This is a genomic window from Nocardia sp. NPDC050717 (assembly GCF_040654275.1).
In the GTDB taxonomy this organism is placed as follows: Bacteria; Actinomycetota; Actinomycetes; order Mycobacteriales; family Mycobacteriaceae; genus Nocardia.
The window spans coordinates 691,998-710,656 of record NZ_JBFAHR010000001.1; the positions used below are offsets into that span (position 1 = coordinate 691,998).

An 18,659-nucleotide genomic window follows, 5' to 3' on the forward strand; every position below is an offset into this window, starting at 1 on the left:
TTCGAGGTGCGGGCGAGTTGTCGGCGGGTCTTCGCCGTGTTGGGGCGTGCGATCAGTGGCCGCTCGTTCGCGGGATCGCCGCAGGGTGTGGGTGGCGGGCCGGGCGGCCGAGCCGGACTGTCACGGGGATTCGGGGTGAGCGGTGAGTAGCGTGTCGGTGTCGTCGCGCCGCGGTGGTGGCGTGGCCAAGTGGTGGCGCTGGTCGGTCGGTGCCGGGGTGTCGCTGGTGGTGCTGCTCGCGATCGTCGGGCCGGTGCTCGCGCCGTACCCCGCGGAGCGGGCGGTCGGGATGCCGTTCGCGGGGCCGGGCGGGGGAGCGGTGCTCGGGACCGATCGGCTCGGGCGGGATGTGCTGAGCCATCTGCTCACCGGTGGGTTCGAGCTGCTCGTGGTGTCGGCGGTGATCGCGGTCGTGGTGACTGTGCTGTCGGCGCTGCTCGGGGCGGTCGCCGCGGTCCGGCCGCGCGCGGCGACGGTGATCGCGCTCGGCGGCGACCTGCTGATCCTGCTGCCCGCGGTCCTCGGCATCCTGCTCGTGCTCACCGCGTGGCCGCAGGGCGGGGTGTTCGCGCTGATCGCGGTGTCGCTGCTGTTCGGCGTGCCCTACTGCGCCAGGATCTTCGCCTCCGCGGCGGCCGGTATCGCGGCCACCGGCTACGTGGAGGCCGCGATCGCCAGCGGTGAATCGCTGACGCACCTGGTCTTCCGGGAGATCCTGCCCAATCTGCGCTCGGTCTTCACCACCCAGCTCGGCCTGCGCTTCGTCGTCGCGGTCTACCTCGTGAGCACCGTCGCCTTCCTCGGCGTCTCGGCCCTCGACGACGACAACTGGGCGAACATGGTCCGCGACAACGCCTCCGGCCTCCTCCTCAACCCCTGGGCAACCCTCGCCCCCAGCGCCGCCATCGCCATCGTCGCCGTCGGCATCAACCTGGTGGTCACCGCTGGACCCACACGGATGTCGCCCGGTAGCGCGACCATCCCGGGTTCCACCGGTGATACGGCGTCAGGTCGTGAAGCGGCTTCATCCACCGTCGACGCGGTGGCCAGCCGTGAGGCGGGCGCATCCGTCAGCGACCTGCCGGTGACCGGCGGTCGCGCAGGGACGTTGCCCGATGGCGCGAGCGTCCCGGTGTCTTCCGGTGACGCGGTGTCTGGCCGTGAAGCGGAGCCATCTTCCGGTGATGCGGTGTCTGGCCGTGGAACGGAGCTGTCCGCCGGTGATGCGGTGTCTGGCCGTGAAACCAGGGCGTCCGCCGCCGATCTGCTGGCGACCGGCGATTCCGCGAGAACCTCGCCGGGTAGCGCGGGCATCCCGGGTTCCGCCGGTGATGCGACTTCTGGTCGTGAAGCGGCATCGTCCGGGGGTGATACGGTGTCTGGCCGTGTAGCGGAGCTGTCCGCCGCCGATCTGCTGGTGACCGGCGACCCCGTGAGGGCCTCGGCCGGTGGCGCGAGCACTCCGGGTTCTGCCGGTGATGCGGTGCCTAGCCGCGAGGCGGAGCCATCCGTGCCGGTCATGGCCGCCGAGTCGCCCGTCGGCGGCTCTGTGGCGGATGGTGGAGACCACGGCAGTCGAGGGGGAGCCGGTTCGGCTGCGGGTCCGAAGCAATCAGGGGGCGCCCCGTCCCTGGACGACGGGGCGGCGGTTGTCGTCGAGGACTTGACAGTTGTCGCCCATTCGGGGGCTGTTCTGTTGGCGCCGTTGTCCTTTCGGTTGAAGCCGGGCACCGTCACCGCGCTGACCGGTGCGTCGGGCGCGGGCAAATCGACCGCCATGCGGGCCTTGCTCGGGCACGTCCCGCCCGGGGTGACGAGAACGGGCGCGGTGCGGGTCGCCGGACAGGATGTGTTCGCGCTGGATTCGGTGGCGCTGCGGACCTTTCGGCGCACCAGGATCGCCTACGTCGGCCAGGACCCCGGCTCCGAACTCAACCCGCTGCTGCGCGTACGCACCCTGCTCGCCGAGGCGGCACCCACCGCGTCCGACGCCGACCGCCTCGCCGCACTGGAAACCGTCGGGCTCGACGCCACCCACCTGCGCCGCCGCTGCGGACGCCTCTCCGGCGGACAGCAGCGCCGCGTCGCCCTGGCCCGCGCCCTGCTCCGCCGCCCGGACGTCGTGGTCCTCGACGAACCACTGGCCGGCCTGCACGGCGCGCTCCGCACCGAGATCGCCCACCTCATCGCCGGCCTCGCCACCGACGGCTCCACGGCCGTCCTGCTCTCCGGCCACGACACGAAGACCATCCACGCCATCGCCGACACGGTGCTAGAGGTCCACCCACCCGGTGGATCCACCACGGTCGACAGTGGCCCGACCGCGCCGCATCGCACCGACCTCCCCGAGCACGATGCGGGCAGCGCGGAGCTAGACCGTGAGGGGCTGGCCGATCGGCCGACAGCGTTGCGCGCCAAGACGATCCGCGCCAGCGCGAACGGTGAGGACCTCCTCCACGACATCGCCTTCGCTGTCGGCGCCGGCGAAGCGCTGGCCGTTGTCGGCCCTTCCGGAGCGGGCAAGACGACCCTGGCCCGGGTGATCGCGGGACTGCACCGCACCGCCACCGGCACCCTCGAAGTGCGCGGCACCGCGATCCGGGTCGGCCGCAGGCGGCGAATCCGGGCAGGCGCCAACGGAATCCAGCTCGTCACCCAGAACCCGCTCGGCGCGCTCAACCCACGGCGCACGGTCGAACAAACCCTGGCCCGTCCGCTGCGGCGCATCGCGGGGGTGCCGAAGGCCGAGCTGGGCGCACGCATTCAGTCCCTGCTCACCGCGGTCGAACTCCCCGCCGACATCGCGACCAGGCATCCGGCCGAACTCTCCGGCGGCCAACGTCAGCGCGTCGCCCTGGCCAGGGCATTGGCCGCCGATCCCGCCGTCCTGATCTGCGACGAGATCACCACCGCCCTCGATCCCGCCACCGCCGCCGCGATCATGACCCTGCTCGACGACCTGCGCGCCACCCGCGCCACCGCCGTCGTGCTGATCAGCCACGACATGGCCTTGGTCACCGCGCACTGCACCGAACTGCTCGTCCTCGACCACGGCCGCGTCGTCGAATCCGGCGCCACCGCAACCGTGCTGGCCGCCCCCACCCACCAGGCCACCGCCGCCCTGCTCGGCTGACCCGCACTCTGAGAACTCGCTGTGAGAGATGCCGACGAGCCCACGGATCTGGATGATTGATTACGTGTCTGTGAAGAAAGCCGGCGTCTTCGCCGCGGTGGCGGTGATCGCCTTGCTCGCGGGGTGCAGCTCGCTCGCGTCGATTCCCGGCGACATGCCACCGGGTCCCGGCGCCGCGCTGCCCGCGATCGACGTCGACGCGCCGGGGCGGGCGGCGGAGCAGTTGCGGGCGTGGGCCGACGAGCAGTCCGAGGCGGTCGGCATCGAGCCGGTGGCGCTCGAGGCGTACGGGTACGCGGCGGCGGTGCTGGCGAAGTCCCGGCCCGAATGCGGGATCGCCTGGACCACCCTGGCCGGCATCGCCAGCGTGGAGAGCGGCCACGGCACCCATCGCGGCGCGGGTGTCGACGCCGACGGCACGGTGCGGCCCGCGATCATCGGCGTCGCCCTCGACGGCACCAAGGGCAACGCCACCATCGGCGACACCGACGGCGGCAGCCTCGACGGCGACACCACCTACGACCGGGCCGTCGGCCCGCTGCAGTTCATCCCCGAGACCTGGCGGCGCTGGGCGGTCGACGCCAACGGCGACGGCGTGCTCGACCCGCAGAACATCGACGACGCGTCCCTCACCGCGGCCAGGTACCTGTGCACCCGCGGCGGCGACCTGACCTCGGCCGACGGCTGGCAGCGCGCCCTGTTCGCCTACAACCAGTCGAACAAGTACATGCGGGTCGTGCGCGACCGGGCCGCGACCTACAGCATCGGCCGCCGGGTGTAGTTACCGGCCGGCCGGAGTGCCGGTTACTCCACGTCACGCCGAGACGATAGGCTCGGCACCGCACGGACCATCCCGTGAGACCTACCGTGCCTTTCAGTCGTAAGGAGTCGTTTTCGTGGCCATCATCGAACAGGTCGGAGCTCGCGAGATTCTGGATTCGCGCGGCAATCCCACTGTCGAGGTCGAGATCGCCCTCGACGACGGCACCCTGACCAGGGCGGACGTTCCGTCCGGCGCGTCCACCGGCGAGCACGAGGCCGTCGAGCTGCGTGACGGCGGCGACCGGTACAACGGCAAGGGTGTCACCAAGGCCGTCGAGGGTGTCCTCGACGAGATCGCGCCCGCCATCATCGGTCTCGACGCCGTCGAGCAGCGCACCGTCGACCAGGTCCTGCTCGACCTGGACGGCACCCCCGACAAGTCCCGCCTCGGCGCGAACGCCCTGCTCGGCGTGTCGCTGGCCGTGGCGCGCGGCGCGGCCGAGTCCTCGGGCCTCGAGCTGTTCCGCTACCTGGGCGGCCCGAACGCCCACGTGCTGCCCGTGCCGATGATGAACATCCTCAACGGTGGCGCGCACGCCGACACCGGCGTCGACGTCCAGGAGTTCATGGTCGCCCCGATCGGCGCCCCCACCTTCCGTGAGGCGCTCCGCTGGGGCACCGAGGTGTACCACTCGCTCAAGGCCGTGCTCAAGGAGAAGGGCCTGTCGACCGGCCTGGGTGACGAGGGTGGCTTCGCCCCCGACGTCGCGGGCACCGTCGAGGCGCTCGACCTGATCAGCCTGGCCATCCAGCGCGCGGGCTACAAGCTCGGTACCGACGTCGCGCTCGCGCTCGACGTGGCCGCCACCGAGTTCTACACCGCGGGCGAGGGCTACAAGTTCGAGGGCAAGGTCCGCACCGCCGCCGAGATGGGCGAGTTCTACGCCGACCTGCTGACCCGCTACCCGCTGGTCTCCATCGAGGACCCGCTGTCGGAGGACGACTGGGACGGCTGGGTCGCGCTCACCGACTCGATCGGCGACAAGGTGCAGCTGGTCGGCGACGACCTGTTCGTCACCAACCCCGAGCGCCTGGAAGAGGGCATCGCCAAGGGCGCGGCCAACGCGCTGCTGGTGAAGGTCAACCAGATCGGCACCCTGACCGAGACCCTCGACGCCGTCGAGCTCGCGCACCGCAACGGCTACAAGACCATGATGTCGCACCGTTCGGGCGAGACCGAGGACACCACCATCGCCGACCTCGCGGTCGCCGTCGGTTCGGGTCAGATCAAGACCGGCGCCCCCGCCCGTTCCGAGCGGGTCGCCAAGTACAACCAGCTGCTGCGCATCGAGGATGCCCTCGGTGATTCGGCACGCTACGCCGGTGACGTGGCCTTCCCGCGTTTCACCGGCGAGTTCTAGAAGCAGTACAGCGATGAGATGACGGGGTAGGGAGCGAATGACCGATCGACGTGCGCGTGGGACCAGTCCGGCCGGACGAGGCGACCGCCGCACGTCGCGGGCGGCGCGCTCCCGCCCCAGTCATCTCGACTCGCCCGGCCGCCCCGCCGCGGCCAAACGCACCACCAGGCGCCGCCCCGAGTCCACCGCGGGCGCCAAGCGCAAGCCCAGCGGCAAGCTCACCCGCAACGAGCACACCATCCTCGGTCTCTCGACCGGCAAGGCGGTGATCCTCGCGGCGGTGCTGTGCGGGCTGGCGCTCACGCTGGCCGTCCCGACCCGCACCTACTTCAGCCAGCGCGCCGAAGCGGCCGCGCTGGCCGAGCAGCGCGCGGAACTGGACGCCGATCTCGCCGCCCTGCGCGATCGCCGCGCCCAGCAGCAGGATCCGGCCTACATCCGCACCGAGGCCCGCGACCGGTTGCGGCTGGTGATGCCCGGCGAAACCCCCTACATCGTGCAGATTCCCGGCATCGAAGCGCCTGCGCCGCCGCCGATGAGCACCCGCGAAGCGGCGCCCGACCCCTGGTACACCGACCTGTGGCGCAGCATCTCCGAACCGGCCCCGGAAGGACCAAGGTGACAGCACCCGACGAGCGCGACCTCGAGATCATCGCCCAGCAGCTGGGCCGCGAGCCGCGCGGTGTGCTCGCCGTCGCCTACCGCACCCCGGACGGCCTGCCCGCCGTGGTGAAGACCGCGCCGCGGCTGCCCGACGGCACCCCGTTCCCCACCCTGTACTACCTGACCGACCCCCGGCTCACCGCCGAGGCGAGCAGGCAGGAGTCGGCCGGGGTGATGCGGGAGATGACCGAACGGCTCGCCGCCGACCCCGAGCTGGCGGCCGCCTACCGCGCCGCGCACGAGAGCTACCTCGCCGAACGGAACGAGATCGAGTCGCTCGGCACCGATTTCACCGGCGGCGGCATGCCCGACCGGGTGAAGTGCCTGCACGTGCTGATCGCGCACTCGCTGGCCAAGGGCCCCGGCGTGAACCCGTTCGGTGACGAGGCCGTGGCACTGGCGGCCGACGCCGGATTGCGCGGCACCGCCATCCCGGCCGACTGGCCGGCGGCACGCAAGTCCGAAGAATCGGCATAATCGCGAAGGAGCGCCGGTCCGTCTCCGGCCCGGCGCCCGCGCCGACCAGGAGGAACATCATGACCGAGCGCATCGCCGCGGTGGACTGCGGCACGAATTCGATCCGTCTGCTGATCTCCGAGGTGGGCGCCGACGGCACCCTCACCGACGTGCACCGGGAGATGCGCATCGTCCGGCTCGGCCAGGGCGTCGACGCGTCGGGCCGATTGGCGCCCGAGGCGATCGAACGCACCAGGGTGGCGCTGACCGCCTACGTCGATGAGATGCTCGCGCAAGAGGTTTCGCGCGTCCGCATGGTGGCCACCTCGGCCACCCGCGACGCCGCCAACCGGGACGACTTCTTCGACATGACCCGCGCCGAGCTCGGCCGGGTGGTGCCGGGCGCGGTCGCCGAGGTGATCACCGGTGACGAGGAGGCGCGGCTGTCCTTCGCCGGCGCCGTCGGCGAATTGTCCACCGACGCGGGGCCTTTCGTCGTGGTCGACCTCGGCGGCGGCTCCACCGAACTGGTGGTCGGCGACAGCGCGGGCGTGCAGGCGGCGCACTCGGCCGACATCGGTTGCGTGCGGATCACCGAACGCTGCCTGCCCGGCAACCCGCCGACCGCCGATCAGGTCACCGCCGCCCGCGAATTCGCGCAGCGCAAGCTCGACGAGGCCTTCGCGAAGGTCCCGGTCGACGAGGTGCGCACCTGGGTCGGCGTCGCCGGCACCATGACCACCATCACCGCCGTCGCCCTCGACCTCCCCGAATACGATTCCAGCCGAGTCCATCTCACCCGCCTGAGCCTGGCCGAGGTGCACGAGGTGTGCGACCGCCTGATCGCCATGGATCACGACCAGCGCGCCGCCCTCGGCCCCATGCACCCCGGCCGGGTCGACGTCATCGGTGGCGGCGCCGTGATCACCGAGGTCCTGGCCGACGAATTGGCCCAGCGCGCAGGCATCACCGAGCTCGTGGTCAGCGAACACGACATCCTCGACGGCATCGCCATGTCGATCCTGGCCTGACCGTGAAAAGGCCTCGCCGCGCACCATGACCGATCCGGTGCGCGGCGAGGAGAGCTCAGGATCAGGGCAGGACCTGGGGGATGACGTCCGGGGCGACGGCGCCGACGGCCGCGCCGATCAGCGCGCCGACGAGCGCGTTGGGCAGGCCGATCAGGCCGACGCACGGCAGGTACAGGATCATCGTGGTGATCATCGGGACGCAGACCACCGCGGCGGCGATCAGGCCGACGCCCGCCCCGATCGCGGCGGCATTGTGCACCGGGTCGGAGTTCTGCGCGGCCGGGTTGGTGGCGATGGTCTTCAGCTCGGCGGCTGCCGCCGGGGAGATCTGCGGCGTCGCCGTGACGGTGCGCCCGTCGGCGGAGATCTCGGTGGCCACGGTGATGGTGTTGCCGCCGACCGTGCCGAAGCTGGTCGGCACCTGGGCGATCGGGCTGCCCGTCGCCGATTCGACGGTCAGCGTGCCGTCCTCGGCGCGCACGAAGCGCCCGTCGTCCACCGACGCGGTGACGGTGCGCAGGTCGGGCGCGACGGCGGTGCGGTAGCCGATGTTCTCGGCCTGCCCCGCCGACGCGAGGCCCGCGACGTAGCGCGCCTGCTGATCGGCGGTGACCTCGGCGGACGCGGGCCCGGCGATGGCGACCGCGACGGCCAGCGGAAGTGCGGCGGCGAGCACGCGTCGTCCCGCGCGGAAACTCGAGTTCTGGAACATGGTGGAGAAACTCCCTCACCGAACCCGCCCGAAGAATTCGCCTGCCCCGGGTGAATCCGAATTTTCGTGGTCGATGACGCAGAATATTCGGAGCGCACCGGGTGGCCGGATGGGGGTTCTCGCCCCGGTCAGCGCCGAATCGGACGAATCGGCGCGCGATGTCGGCGGCGCGGACGGGATTTCGGTTCCGGGTCAGGGCCGAGTTCGGCCAGCAAGGCGCGCCGCCGGTCCTGGTCGATCGAGCGCCGGTCGCGACCGGTCAGCGCACCCTCGATGGCCCACAGCATCTCGAGCGTCAGCCCGGGTGCCTCGGCCGCGCGCAGTCGCCGGTAGGTCTCGACGGCGCCGAGTTCGGCGAGGTCGTCCAGGGAGCGCACCTCGGCACGCGCCAGCATGTCCGCGGCGGCCGCGCCGAGGACCTGCTCGGCGCCGCGCCATTCCCTGATCCGCAGATGCGCCTCGCCCCTGACCTTTTCGGCCTCGTCCCACACCGCGACCCGCACCGCTTCCGGATCGGTCGGCGCGTCCGCGCGGCCGAGCACCTGGGCCCTGGCCTGCCGCGCGACGGAGGTCATTTCACGGAATCGGCGGAAGATCTGAATCTCCCCGTCGTGCCCGTGATCCCATTCGTCGAGATAGGTGTGGTCGGTGCCGTAACCGCTGTCGGAGGAATCGAGGCGGGCGGCGTCGAGCGCCCATCGCCGCGCGTCGTCGGGGGTCGCGGGACTGAGCACGAGAAGCCCGCGGCGCCGGGAGATGTCGCCGCGAACCCGCTGGTATCCGGTCGCCGGCTCCGTGGCCGTGAGCGCCTGCTCCAGGCCGAACGTGTGCCACCGCACGGTGGCCGAATCATCGCTGCGGACAACCCTTTTCAGTTGCGCGGCCGCCTGGTCGTCGAACCGGGTGCACCAACCGGGCGCGAGCACGATCGGATCGGCGGGGTCGGCGTCGAACGGTGTCGGTGTCAGGAATTCCCGATCGAGGAGCACCACGGTTCCCGGCCGGGCCTGGAAGGACAGACCCCACAGCAGTCGCGCCAGCATCCGCGCGCCGCGGTCGTCGGAGAGCACGTGCCAGGTGTCGTGGAACCGATTCGTGCTGAAGCGCGCGTGCGTGCCCGGCCGCGGCGTGATCACCGTCCGGACACCGCGAACTCCCCGCACCGCGTGCCGGTGCAGTTTCATGCGGTCGCCGATATCCCGGGCGTTCCCCGGTCGCTGTCGTTTCATCCCCACAAGAAGGCCACATCGGCGCGCGGTCGGGCAATCGCTTTTCCGCAGATCATGAGACATATGACGCCAGATGTCTTACATTATGGGCATGAGCACAATGACGTCTCACGAGGCCCGGTTCGAACTGCGCTCCGGGGAGACCTGGCGTAACCCCTGGTCGATGTACTCCGCGCTGCGTGACCACGATCCGGTCCACCGGGTGATCCCCGCCGGGCGGCCGGCCGACGACTTCTATGTCCTGTCCCGGCATGCCGATGTGTGGGCCGCGGCCCGCGACCCCGAAACCTTCTCCTCCGCGGCGGGATTGACGGTCGACTATGTCGACCTGGCGGCCGCGGGGTTCGGTGCCGTGAAGCCGTTCGTCTTCATGGACCCGCCCGAGCACACCGACTTCCGGCGTCGCGTCGCGCCGGGATTCACGCCGCGCCAGGTGAATTCGGTGGAGCCTGCGGTGCGGCGCTTCGTGGTCGAGCGCATCGAGCGGCTGCGCGCGGAGGGCTCGGGTGACATCGTCGCTGACCTGTTCAAACCGCTGCCGACCATGGTGGTCGCGCACTATCTCGGTGTGCCGGAACGCGATCACGGCAAGTTCGACGCGTGGACCGAGAACATCGTCGGCGGCGCCGTGGCCGGAGCCGGGCTGGCCGCCGGCGACCAGCACGCCTTCACCGCCGTCGGCGAGCTCGTCGGCTACTTCGGCGAGCTGATCGCCCGGCGCCGCGTCGAGCCGGGCGACGACACCATCTCGCATCTGCTGGCCTCCGGCCTCGGCGCCGACGGCGACAACGAGGGCCTGATCGCCATCCTCGGTTTCGCGTTCACCATGATCACCGGCGGCAACGACACCACCACCGGCAATCTCGGCGGTGCCGTCCAGCTCCTCACCGAGTACCCGGATCAGCGTCGGCTGCTCGTGGACGACCCGTCGCTCATCCCCGTCGCAGTGGAGGAATTCCTCCGGACGACCTCACCCGTGCAGGGGCTGGCCCGCACCACGACCCGCGATGTCGAACTGCATGACATCACCATCCCGGCGGGCCGCCGCGTGCTGCTGCTGTACGGGTCCGCCAATCGCGACGAACGTGAATTCGGGCCCACCGCGGGCGAACTCGATGTCCGGCGCGACCCCAAGCGCATCCTCACCTTCAGCCACGGACATCACCACTGCCTCGGCGCGGCCGCCGCCCGTATGCAGGCCAGGGTGGCGTTGGAGGAACTGCTCGCCCGCTGCCCCGACTTCACCGTCGACCTCGACGCGGTGCGCTGGTCGCAGGGCAACTATGTGCGCTGGCCGGTATCGGTGCCGTTCCGCCCGACGGCATGAGTGCCGTGGATCGGCGTGACCGTCGAGACGTAGCATGAGCGGTCAGCGCCTTGGGTAGCCCGAGTCGAGCATGCCAGGAGGACACAGCATGAGCGGTCGTCGGCCGACGCCGGTGCGGCGCGATCACGGCGGCCGCCCGAGCACGGCAGGGGACAGGATATGAGCGGCGACTGGCTCGCCACCGACCGCGCCGACCTGGCCGCCGAGCGCATCCTCGACGCGGCGGCCCGGCTGTTCGCCGAACGGGGCGTGGCTGCGGTCGGCATGCGCGATATCGCCACGGCCGCCGGCTGTTCCCGCGCGACGCTCTACCGCTACTTCGAGAACCGGCAGGCCGTGCGGGTGGCCTTCGTGCACCGCGAGACCCGCCGCATCGTCGCCGACCTGGCCGAACAATTTCGCGATGTCGCCGATCCGGGGGAGCGGGTCGTCGCCACCATGCTCGGCGCGATCGCCGCGGTCCGCGCCGATCCACTGCTCATCGCCTGGTTCCGCCCCGGCGACTCGGACACCGCCGGCCGGATCAGCCAGGATTCCGACGTCATCGAATCACTGGTCGCCGCCATGTTCGCCGACGCCGACCTCAGTGACCCCGAGCGCAGCAGGCTGGCCCGCTGGCTCACCCGGATGATCGTCTCGTTCCTGGCCATCCCGGGCCGCGACGCCGCCGACGAGCGCGCCATGCTCGCGGAGTTCGTCGCCCCGATCGTCACCCGCTCCGCGCCCACCTGGGTGGACGGCTGAGGGTCAGCCTTCGGTCGGCCGGGCCAGGTGCGCCGACCGCGGTTCCGGCATCGCGCACACCAGGCCGTCCGACATCCCGGTCGGCCGCACGCCGAGGCCCTGGTTGAGCCGTGCGCGCTGGTTCTCCCACGCGATGGCGGCGGCGAGCTCGGTGAGCTGGGCCTTCGTCAGGTGGGTGAGCAGGGACGCGCGCAGCTCGTCGAGGTCGACCGCCGGGGTCGCCGTCATCGCCTCGGCGAAGGCGATCACCAGCCGCTCCAGCTCGGTATAGGCGTCGCTGGTCCGGTACCGGGGCAGGTCGACGAGCTGCTCCCGGGTGAGCCCCGAGGTGTGTGCCAGCGCGGAGGCGATGTCGAGACAGAACTGGCAGGCCACCAGGCCCGCCGTCTTGAGCTCGGCGAGTTCCTTGAGCCGGGGATCGAGGCGGTTGCTGAACAGCAGCGCCGTCTCGTAGGTGACGGTCGCCGCCGCGATCTGCGGCCGTCTGCCGAGCCAGCCGACCAGGTCACCGCGATGGCGCCGGGCCTGCCCGATGACCGTGGCGTATCCCCTGATTCGCTGGATCACCCGCATCGCTACCACCTCTTCGGTTCGACGACTGGTTCACGTATGAACCTACGCCTCGGCGATCCAGGGGTGAACCGGCGCAGAAATTAGAACGTGTTCTATATTTGAGGGAAAGTTCCGGCGATCCCTCGGGAGTGCACAGATGTACCAGTGGTCCGACGAAGACCTGATGTTCCGCGACGCCGTGCGCGGGTTCATCGCCAAGGAAATCACCCCGCACGTCGACCAGCTGGAAAGCGGCGCGCTGCCGCCGTTCGACATCATCCGCAAGCTCTACGCCACCTTCGGCCTGGACGAGATGGCGCGCGAGGGGCTGGCCAAGGCGCTCGCGCGCGAGGAGTCGGGGACCACCGGTTCGGGCAAGCCGGGTGGCGGTTTCAGTGGCGCGGGCAGCATGGGCGTCATCCTGAACAGTGAGCTGGCCGGCGTCAGCCTGGGGCTGGTGGCGTCGATGGGCGTGAGCCTCGGGCTCACCGCGGCCACCCTCCGCAGCCGCGGCACGCTCGCGCAGAAGAAGCGCTGGCTGCCCGAGCTGGTCACCATGGAGAAGGTCGGCGCCTGGGCCATCACGGAACCGGATTCGGGCTCGGACGCGTTCGGCGGCATGAAGTCCTACGTTCGTCGCGACGGCGCGGACTACATCCTCAACGGCCGCAAGACCTTCATCACCAACGGCCCGTACGCCGATGTCACCATCGTCTACGCGAAGCTGGACGAGGAGGACGGCACCGACCGCCGCGACCGCAAGGTGCTGGCCTTCGTGCTGGACAAGGGCATGCCCGGTTTCGTGCAGAGCGCCCCGTTCAAGAAGATGGGCATGAACTCCTCGCCCACCGGCGAACTGTTCTTCGAGAACGTCCGCATCACCCCCGACCGGCTGCTCGGCGAGACCGAGAACCCGGCCAAGGGCGACGGCAAGGACAGCGCCAAGGAGTCCTTCGCGGCCGAACGCATCGGCATCGCCTCGCTGGCGCTGGGCATCATCAACGAATGCCACCGCCTGTGCGTCGACTACGCCAAGTCGCGCAAGCTGTGGGGCAAGGAGATCGCGCACTTCCAGCTCATCCAGCTGAAACTGGCCGAGATGGAGATCGCGCGGATCAACGTGCAGAACATGGTCTTCAACGCCATCGAGCGCACCGCCGCAGGCGACAAGGTCACCCTCGCCGAGGCCTCCGCCATGAAGCTCTACTCCTCCCGCGCCGCCACCGAGGTCGCCATGGAGGCCGTGCAGCTGTTCGGCGGCAACGGCTACATGGCCGAATACAAGGTCGAACAGCTCGCCCGCGACGCCAAGTCCCTGATGATCTACGCGGGCAGCAACGAAATCCAGGTGACCCACATCGCCAAGGGCCTGACCAGCGGCTAGGCGCGGACAGCCTGCCGCAACGCAACATCGCGGGGGCGATGCGACACGGTGCACCTGCGCACCCCGTCAGCCTGCGCGTATCGAGCGTCCAACCGCAGGAAGGTACGCAATCCAGTACCGAATTAGGTACAATGGGCGGATGCAGGCCATGCACCAGAGCTCCGCACGGGAGAACTTCACCGCGGTCCTCGACGCGGCGACCGAAGACAACGACGAGGTGATCATCACCCGATCCGGCGGCAAAGGATCCGCGGTCGTGATCTCACTCGCCGAATACAACGCGATGAAGGAAACGGCATACCTGCTCGGAAACCCCGCCAATGCCGCCTGGCTGGCTAGGGGGATCGAACAGGACAGGGCGGGCGCTGCCGTCGCCCACGAACTCATCGAGGTGGATGTGGAGGAAGCCGACGAATGAGCCGCAAGGTGACGTTCGTCGAAACCGGCTGGACCGACTACACCTCCTGGCTCGCCGATGATCGCCGGATACTCGGCAAGATCAACCGGCTGATCAACGATGTCGTCCGCAACGGCCAATCCGAGGGCACCGGCAAGCCCGAACCGCTGCGGGCGAATCTCGCAGGATACTGGTCGCGACGCATCGACCAGGAACATCGGCTGGTGTATCGCGCAACCGATGACGAGGTCGTCATCATCGCTTGTCGTGGCCATTACGAATGAGACCGCGGCGGCCTGCGGACCATCCACTGAGCGTTTCACTCTGCCGCGAAGCAACATCGCCTTGCCACGGGCGCGAACGCGGAGATATGGCTGAAATCGGGTTCGCGCCAAGGGTCTGACCAGCGGCTAGGCCCCCGTTCGCGCGCGGTGCTTGCACCCGGGCCAGCAGCACGGCCTCCGCTGGCCCTCCGCGAGCTCCTCCCGCGTCCGCCGAATCCGCCGCTCCCTGGTGGCGGACTGCTTGGCGTCCTCCACCCAGCAGATGAACTCGTTGCGCGCCAGCGGCGTGATATCCCGCCACGCCGCCAGCGCGACCGAGTCCCCGACCAGCGCCGCGCGCAGGTCACCCGGCAACTCGTGCACCACCCCACCCGGCACCGGTTCGCTCATGGTTCCACGGTAGTCAGGCCACCGTGGGTTTCTGTCGAGGATCGCCACGCGCTTCGACCGGATCCCGGCCGCCACCTTCTGACGTGGGTGTGGGCCGCCGAACCGAGGTCGTCCACTTTGCGGGGTCGGCGATCACTGGATACGGTGACGCCGTGATTCTTTCAACTCAGAAGGGCGTCGTGCGCCTCAGCCGGTGATCCCCGGAAAGACACGGACTTCCCGCGCGGGTCGCCGTGTTGGTGCGGTGGGGTCGACACCCCGAGAGCGCTCGCATCGCCGCCGTCCGAGGACCACGAGCGAAATCGAGTTCGACTATCGACCGGGACCGCCTTGGCGCACCGACGTCCATCAGATCATGCCCCGCATCGACACCATCCCGCTGACAGATCTCATCGACACCTTCGAAATATGCGCAGGTATGGAGCCCGCGGGTGATGCGTATGGTGGCCTCGTTCCCCAGTTCTTCCGGTTCGGTTCGGCCATGGATCATTTCCAGGGGTCCTCGTTCCGTCTGAGGCAGAGGACCCCCGTACTCGCATGCAGTTGTGGCGAGTTGGGCTGCTGGCCACTGCTCACCCGGATAACCCGCACCGGCGACCTCGTCGTCTGGGACCAGTTCGAACAGCCCCATCGCCCCATGCGTGACTACACGACCTTCGGTCCGTTTCTGTTCGACCGCAACCGGTACGACGAAGCCGTCGAGGCGCTCGAGGACGCGATAGCCGGCACAACGCACCAGGATGTGTGGGCGGCTACGGACTGACCGGGCCAGTCGACGAGGGGTAACAGCGCTGGTAGGGGCAGCCATCAGCGCTGGTGGAGTGCCCCCACAGGGACTCGAACCCTGACTTGGCGGATTTTAAGTCCGCTGCCTCTGCCAATTGGGCTATAGGGGCGTCTCGGACAGCCTAGCGACTCGTACGGGTGTACCGGAATTTTGGCAGGGAACCCGGTCGGTCCGGCGTGTCGTGAGGGACCACGCCGGACCGACCGGGCGGTACTAGTCGGTGGTGCGCTTGCCGAGGAGGGAGTGGCGGCGGCCGTAGGCGAAGTAGACGGCGATGCCGATGGCCATCCAGACGATGAAGCGGATCCAGGTGTCGACCGAGAGGTTCACCATCAGCCACAGGCAGGCCAGCACGGCCAGGATCGGGATGACCGGGACCCACGGCACGCGGAAACCGCGGGGCAGGTCGGGGCGGGTGCGACGCAGCACGAGCACGCCCACCGAGACCAGCACGAAGGCGAACAGGGTGCCGATGTTCACCATCTCCTCGAGCGTGCCGAAGTCGACGAAACCGGCCAGCACGCAGCAGATCACGCCGACGATGGCGGTGAGCCGCACGGGGGTGCCGCGCTTGCCGGTGTGCGCCAGCCAGCGTGGCAGCAGCCCGTCGCGCGACATCGCGAACAGCACGCGGGTCTGGCCGAGGAACAGCACCATCACGACCGTGGTGAGGCCGGCCAGCGCGCCGATGGAGATGATGTTCTTGGCCCAGTGCACGCCGTGCAGCTCGAAAGCTGTTGCCAGCGTCGCGTTCTCACCGGCCAGATCGGTGTAGGGCACCATGCCGGTGAGGACCAGGGTCACCGCGACGTAGAGCACGGTGACGATGAGCAGCGAACCGAGGATGCCGCGCGGCACCGCCTTCTGCGGGTTCTTGGTCTCCTCGGCGGCGGTGGCGACGACGTCGAAACCGATGAACGCGAAGAACACCAGGCTCGCCGCGGCGAGCAGGCCGTACCAGCCGAAGTTGGTGTCGCCTGCGCCGGTGACGAACGAGAACAGCGACTGGTGCAGGCCGCTGGCGCCGTCCTCGGCGGGCTGCGACGGCGGGATGTAGGGGCTCAGGTTCGACGCCTTGAAGTAGGTGATGCCCAGCACCAGCACCAGCGCGATGACGCCGAGCTTGATCGCCACCGCGATCGCCGACACCCGCGAGGACACCTTGGTGCCGATCGCCAGCAGCACACCGAGGACGGCGAGCAGGGTGACCGCGCCCCAGTCGAAGGTCACCGAGCCGAGCTGCACGGTGGCCGTCTCGAACCCGAAGACCGTGCCGAGGTACTGCGACCAGCCCTTGGCCACCACCGAGGCGGCGAGCGCGAATTCGAGGATGAGGTCCCAGCCGATGATCCAGGCCACCAGCTCGCCGAAGGTCGCGTAGGAGTAGGTGTAGGCGCTACCGGCCACCGGCACGGTCGAGGCGAACTCGGCGTAGCAGACCGCGGTGAGACCGCAGGCGATGGCGGCGAACACGAACGCCAGCGAGACCGAAGGGCCGGCCACATTGCCCGCGGTGCGCGCGGTGAGGGTGAAGATGCCCGCGCCGACGACCACCGCGACGCCGAAGATCGTGAGATCCCAGGCCGTCAGATCCTTGCGGAGTTTGGAGTCTGGCTCGTCGGTGTCGAGGATGGATTGCTCGACGGATTTCGTACGGAACAACCCGCTTCCGCGGGTCGATGTGCGACCCACCCCAGGTGTGGCTTCCGGTGCCGGCACGGTCTTTCTCCTTCTGTGCGAACGTCTTCGGGGAGTACCCGGACGCAGGTCAGTGCACGCCCTGCATGTGGCGCTTGATCCAGGGGGCGCACGCGACCACGACGAGGCCCGCCGCGATGGCGGCGGCGCCACTGATGCCGAAGTAGGCGCTCTCGTTGTCGGGGTTGTAGTAGCGGGCCAGGGTGCCCGCCATCGAGGTGCCGATGCCCACCGAGAAGAAGTACAGCGCCATCATCTGCGAGCGGAACGCGGCGGGCGCGAGGTGGGTGGTGACGGCGAGGCCGATGGGCGAGAGCAGCAGTTCCGAGACCGCGAAGCCGCCGAGGATGGCGAACACCGCGAGCACCGGCACCGTCTTGCCGTCGAAGCCGCTCAGCAGCGCGAACAGCCAGAAGGCGATACCCATGCCGATGACGCCGAGCGCGAACTTGATCGGCGTGCTCGGCGCCCGGTTGCCCAGCTTGGTCCACATCAGCGCGAACAGCGGCGAGAGCGCGATGATCCAGACCGGCTCCACCGAGCCGATCCAGCTGGCCGGCGCCTCCCAGCCGAAGATGCGCCAGTCGACGCGCTCGTCGGAGTACACCGCGAGCATGGTGAACATCTGCTGGAACAGCGACCAGAACACCGCGTTGGCGATGAACAGCGGGATGAACGCGTGCACCCGCGTGCGTTCGAGCTGGCTCACCTTGGCGCTGGTGAGCATCACGGCGAAGTACACGATCGAGGCGACGACGATGACGCCGGTGGTGACGTCGGAGAGGTTGTCCAGGGTGATCAGCTCGGCGAGCGCGGCGACCACCACGACGACCGCGGCAACGGCGACGCCGATCAGCACCGGCGTCAGCTCGCGCCGGGTGATCGGATTGGGCACCTCGCGCCCGTGCGTGCCGAGATTGCGCCGGAAGACCGCGTACTGGGTGAGCCCGAGCGCCATGCCGACGGCGGCGGCGCCGAAGCCGACATGGAAGCCCCATTCGCGCTGCAACAGACCGGTCAGCAGCGGGCCGACGAACGCGCCGAGATTGATGCCGAGATAGAACAGCGTGAACCCGCCGTCGACGCGCGCGTCCGAGGGCGCGTAGAGCGTGCCGAGCAGCGAGGAGGCATTGGCCTTCAGCGCGCCGCTGCCGAACGCGACGAGCACGAGGCCGACTCCGACGCCGACCAGCCCGGGCAGGATCGCCAGCGCGAGGTGACCGGCCATCACCACGACACCGCCGTAGAAGACGGTGCGCTCCATGCCCAGCACCCGGTCGGCAATCCAGCCGCCGACCACGGTGGACAGATACACCAGGCCGCCGTAGGCGCCGACGATGCCGAGCGCGGTGCTCTGCTCGAGGCCGAGCCCGCCGTCGGTGGTGGAGTAGTAGAGGTAGTAGCCCAGGATCGTGAGCATGCCGTAGAAGGAGAAACGCTCCCACAGCTCGACGCCGAACAGGTTGGTCAAACCGATCGGGTGGCCGAAGAAGGTGTGTTCGGCCGCCCTGTCGGCGGGGCCGGGCGGGTCGCCCAGCCGCGTTTCTTCCGTGGACATAGGGGAACGATCCCACGTCGGCTCGGTGTACAGCAATTTTCCCGCATCTTGACGATGTCGGCGTGCCGTGTCGCTCACCCCGGGCGCGCGCGCCGCGCGCGGGTGGCACGCGCCGATTACGCTGGAGTGGC

At 69.7% G+C, this 18,659-nt stretch carries 18 protein-coding genes and 1 tRNA gene; 12 read left to right on the forward strand and 7 right to left on the reverse strand.

Annotation, left to right across the window (positions count from 1 at the left end):
- Positions 1–142: 142 nt before the first annotated feature.
- The 6 genes from AB0H56_RS03175 (at position 143) to AB0H56_RS03200 (ending at position 7,466) form a co-directional block, all read left to right on the forward strand.
- Positions 143–3,133, forward strand: a complete 2,991-nt coding sequence (locus AB0H56_RS03175; protein ID WP_357156496.1) for an ATP-binding cassette domain-containing protein — start codon at positions 143–145, stop codon at positions 3,131–3,133.
- Positions 3,134–3,203: 70 nt separating this feature from the next.
- A complete protein-coding gene (locus AB0H56_RS03180; RefSeq protein ID WP_357157841.1) occupies positions 3,204–3,914 on the forward strand; it encodes a lytic murein transglycosylase in 711 nt (236 codons plus the stop codon).
- A gap of 115 nt (positions 3,915–4,029) precedes the next feature.
- Entirely contained in the window at positions 4,030–5,316 is a 1,287-nt protein-coding gene (eno, locus tag AB0H56_RS03185) for a phosphopyruvate hydratase (protein WP_019049143.1), read from the forward strand.
- Between the two features lie 37 nt (positions 5,317–5,353).
- Positions 5,354–5,938, forward strand: coding sequence for a septum formation initiator family protein (locus AB0H56_RS03190; protein WP_357156498.1), 585 nt, complete (start codon positions 5,354–5,356; stop codon positions 5,936–5,938).
- Positions 5,935–6,456, forward strand: coding sequence for a DUF501 domain-containing protein (locus tag AB0H56_RS03195; RefSeq protein WP_357156500.1), 522 nt, complete (start codon positions 5,935–5,937; stop codon positions 6,454–6,456). The genes AB0H56_RS03190 and AB0H56_RS03195 overlap by 4 nt, the downstream gene beginning before the upstream one ends.
- Positions 6,457–6,515: 59 nt before the next feature.
- Entirely contained in the window at positions 6,516–7,466 is a 951-nt protein-coding gene (locus AB0H56_RS03200; RefSeq protein ID WP_357156502.1) for a Ppx/GppA phosphatase family protein, read from the forward strand.
- A 61-nt stretch (positions 7,467–7,527) separates the two neighbouring features.
- Here the strand turns inward: AB0H56_RS03200 and AB0H56_RS03205 are convergent, their stop codons facing one another.
- Together AB0H56_RS03205 and AB0H56_RS03210 are read right to left on the reverse strand one after the other, a co-directional pair.
- Positions 7,528–8,178, reverse strand: coding sequence for a hypothetical protein (locus AB0H56_RS03205; RefSeq protein ID WP_357156504.1), 651 nt, complete (start codon positions 8,176–8,178; stop codon positions 7,528–7,530).
- Positions 8,179–8,306: 128 nt separating this feature from the next.
- Positions 8,307–9,362 carry a TfoX/Sxy family DNA transformation protein gene (locus tag AB0H56_RS03210; RefSeq protein WP_357156506.1) on the reverse strand — a complete coding sequence of 352 codons (1,056 nt, stop codon included), beginning with the start codon at positions 9,360–9,362 and terminating at the stop codon, positions 8,307–8,309.
- Positions 9,363–9,498: 136 nt separating this feature from the next.
- Between AB0H56_RS03210 and AB0H56_RS03215 the strand changes: the two genes are divergently transcribed.
- Positions 9,499–10,734 (forward strand): cytochrome P450, encoded by a 1,236-nt coding sequence (locus AB0H56_RS03215; protein WP_357156508.1) that lies wholly within the window; start codon positions 9,499–9,501, stop codon positions 10,732–10,734.
- 159 nt (positions 10,735–10,893) lie between these two features.
- Positions 10,894–11,478 (forward strand): helix-turn-helix domain-containing protein, encoded by a 585-nt coding sequence (locus tag AB0H56_RS03220; RefSeq protein WP_357156510.1) that lies wholly within the window; start codon positions 10,894–10,896, stop codon positions 11,476–11,478.
- A 3-nt stretch (positions 11,479–11,481) separates the two neighbouring features.
- On the opposite strand, the gene AB0H56_RS03225 is transcribed toward AB0H56_RS03220, so the two are convergent.
- On the reverse strand, positions 11,482–12,051 hold the full coding sequence (locus AB0H56_RS03225) for a carboxymuconolactone decarboxylase family protein (protein WP_357156512.1): 570 nt from the start codon (positions 12,049–12,051) through the stop codon (positions 11,482–11,484).
- Positions 12,052–12,187: 136 nt separating this feature from the next.
- On the opposite strand from AB0H56_RS03225, the gene AB0H56_RS03230 reads away from it, so the two are divergent.
- The 3 genes from AB0H56_RS03230 to AB0H56_RS03240 all read left to right on the forward strand — a co-directional run bounded on the left by AB0H56_RS03230 (position 12,188) and on the right by AB0H56_RS03240 (position 14,095).
- Positions 12,188–13,414, forward strand: coding sequence for an acyl-CoA dehydrogenase family protein (locus tag AB0H56_RS03230; RefSeq protein ID WP_357156514.1), 1,227 nt, complete (start codon positions 12,188–12,190; stop codon positions 13,412–13,414).
- A 139-nt stretch (positions 13,415–13,553) separates the two neighbouring features.
- On the forward strand, positions 13,554–13,832 hold the full coding sequence (locus tag AB0H56_RS03235; RefSeq protein WP_357156516.1) for a type II toxin-antitoxin system prevent-host-death family antitoxin: 279 nt from the start codon (positions 13,554–13,556) through the stop codon (positions 13,830–13,832).
- Positions 13,829–14,095, forward strand: coding sequence for a Txe/YoeB family addiction module toxin (locus AB0H56_RS03240; RefSeq protein WP_357156518.1), 267 nt, complete (start codon positions 13,829–13,831; stop codon positions 14,093–14,095). The genes AB0H56_RS03235 and AB0H56_RS03240 overlap by 4 nt, the downstream gene beginning before the upstream one ends.
- A 126-nt stretch (positions 14,096–14,221) precedes the next feature.
- On the opposite strand, the gene AB0H56_RS03245 is transcribed toward AB0H56_RS03240, so the two are convergent.
- Entirely contained in the window at positions 14,222–14,485 is a 264-nt protein-coding gene (locus tag AB0H56_RS03245) for a YdeI/OmpD-associated family protein (RefSeq protein WP_357156520.1), read from the reverse strand.
- Between the two features lie 355 nt (positions 14,486–14,840).
- Between AB0H56_RS03245 and AB0H56_RS03250 the strand changes: the two genes are divergently transcribed.
- Entirely contained in the window at positions 14,841–15,248 is a 408-nt protein-coding gene (locus AB0H56_RS03250) for a hypothetical protein (protein ID WP_357156522.1), read from the forward strand.
- Positions 15,249–15,307: 59 nt separating this feature from the next.
- On the opposite strand, the gene AB0H56_RS03255 is transcribed toward AB0H56_RS03250, so the two are convergent.
- From AB0H56_RS03255 to AB0H56_RS03265, 3 genes are all read right to left on the reverse strand, one after another.
- A tRNA-Leu gene (locus AB0H56_RS03255) sits at positions 15,308–15,381 on the reverse strand.
- A gap of 104 nt (positions 15,382–15,485) precedes the next feature.
- Positions 15,486–16,934 (reverse strand): amino acid permease, encoded by a 1,449-nt coding sequence (locus AB0H56_RS03260; protein WP_357156524.1) that lies wholly within the window; start codon positions 16,932–16,934, stop codon positions 15,486–15,488.
- A 106-nt stretch (positions 16,935–17,040) separates the two neighbouring features.
- Entirely contained in the window at positions 17,041–18,528 is a 1,488-nt protein-coding gene (locus AB0H56_RS03265) for an oligopeptide:H+ symporter (protein WP_357156526.1), read from the reverse strand.
- Positions 18,529–18,659: the final 131 nt, after the last annotated feature.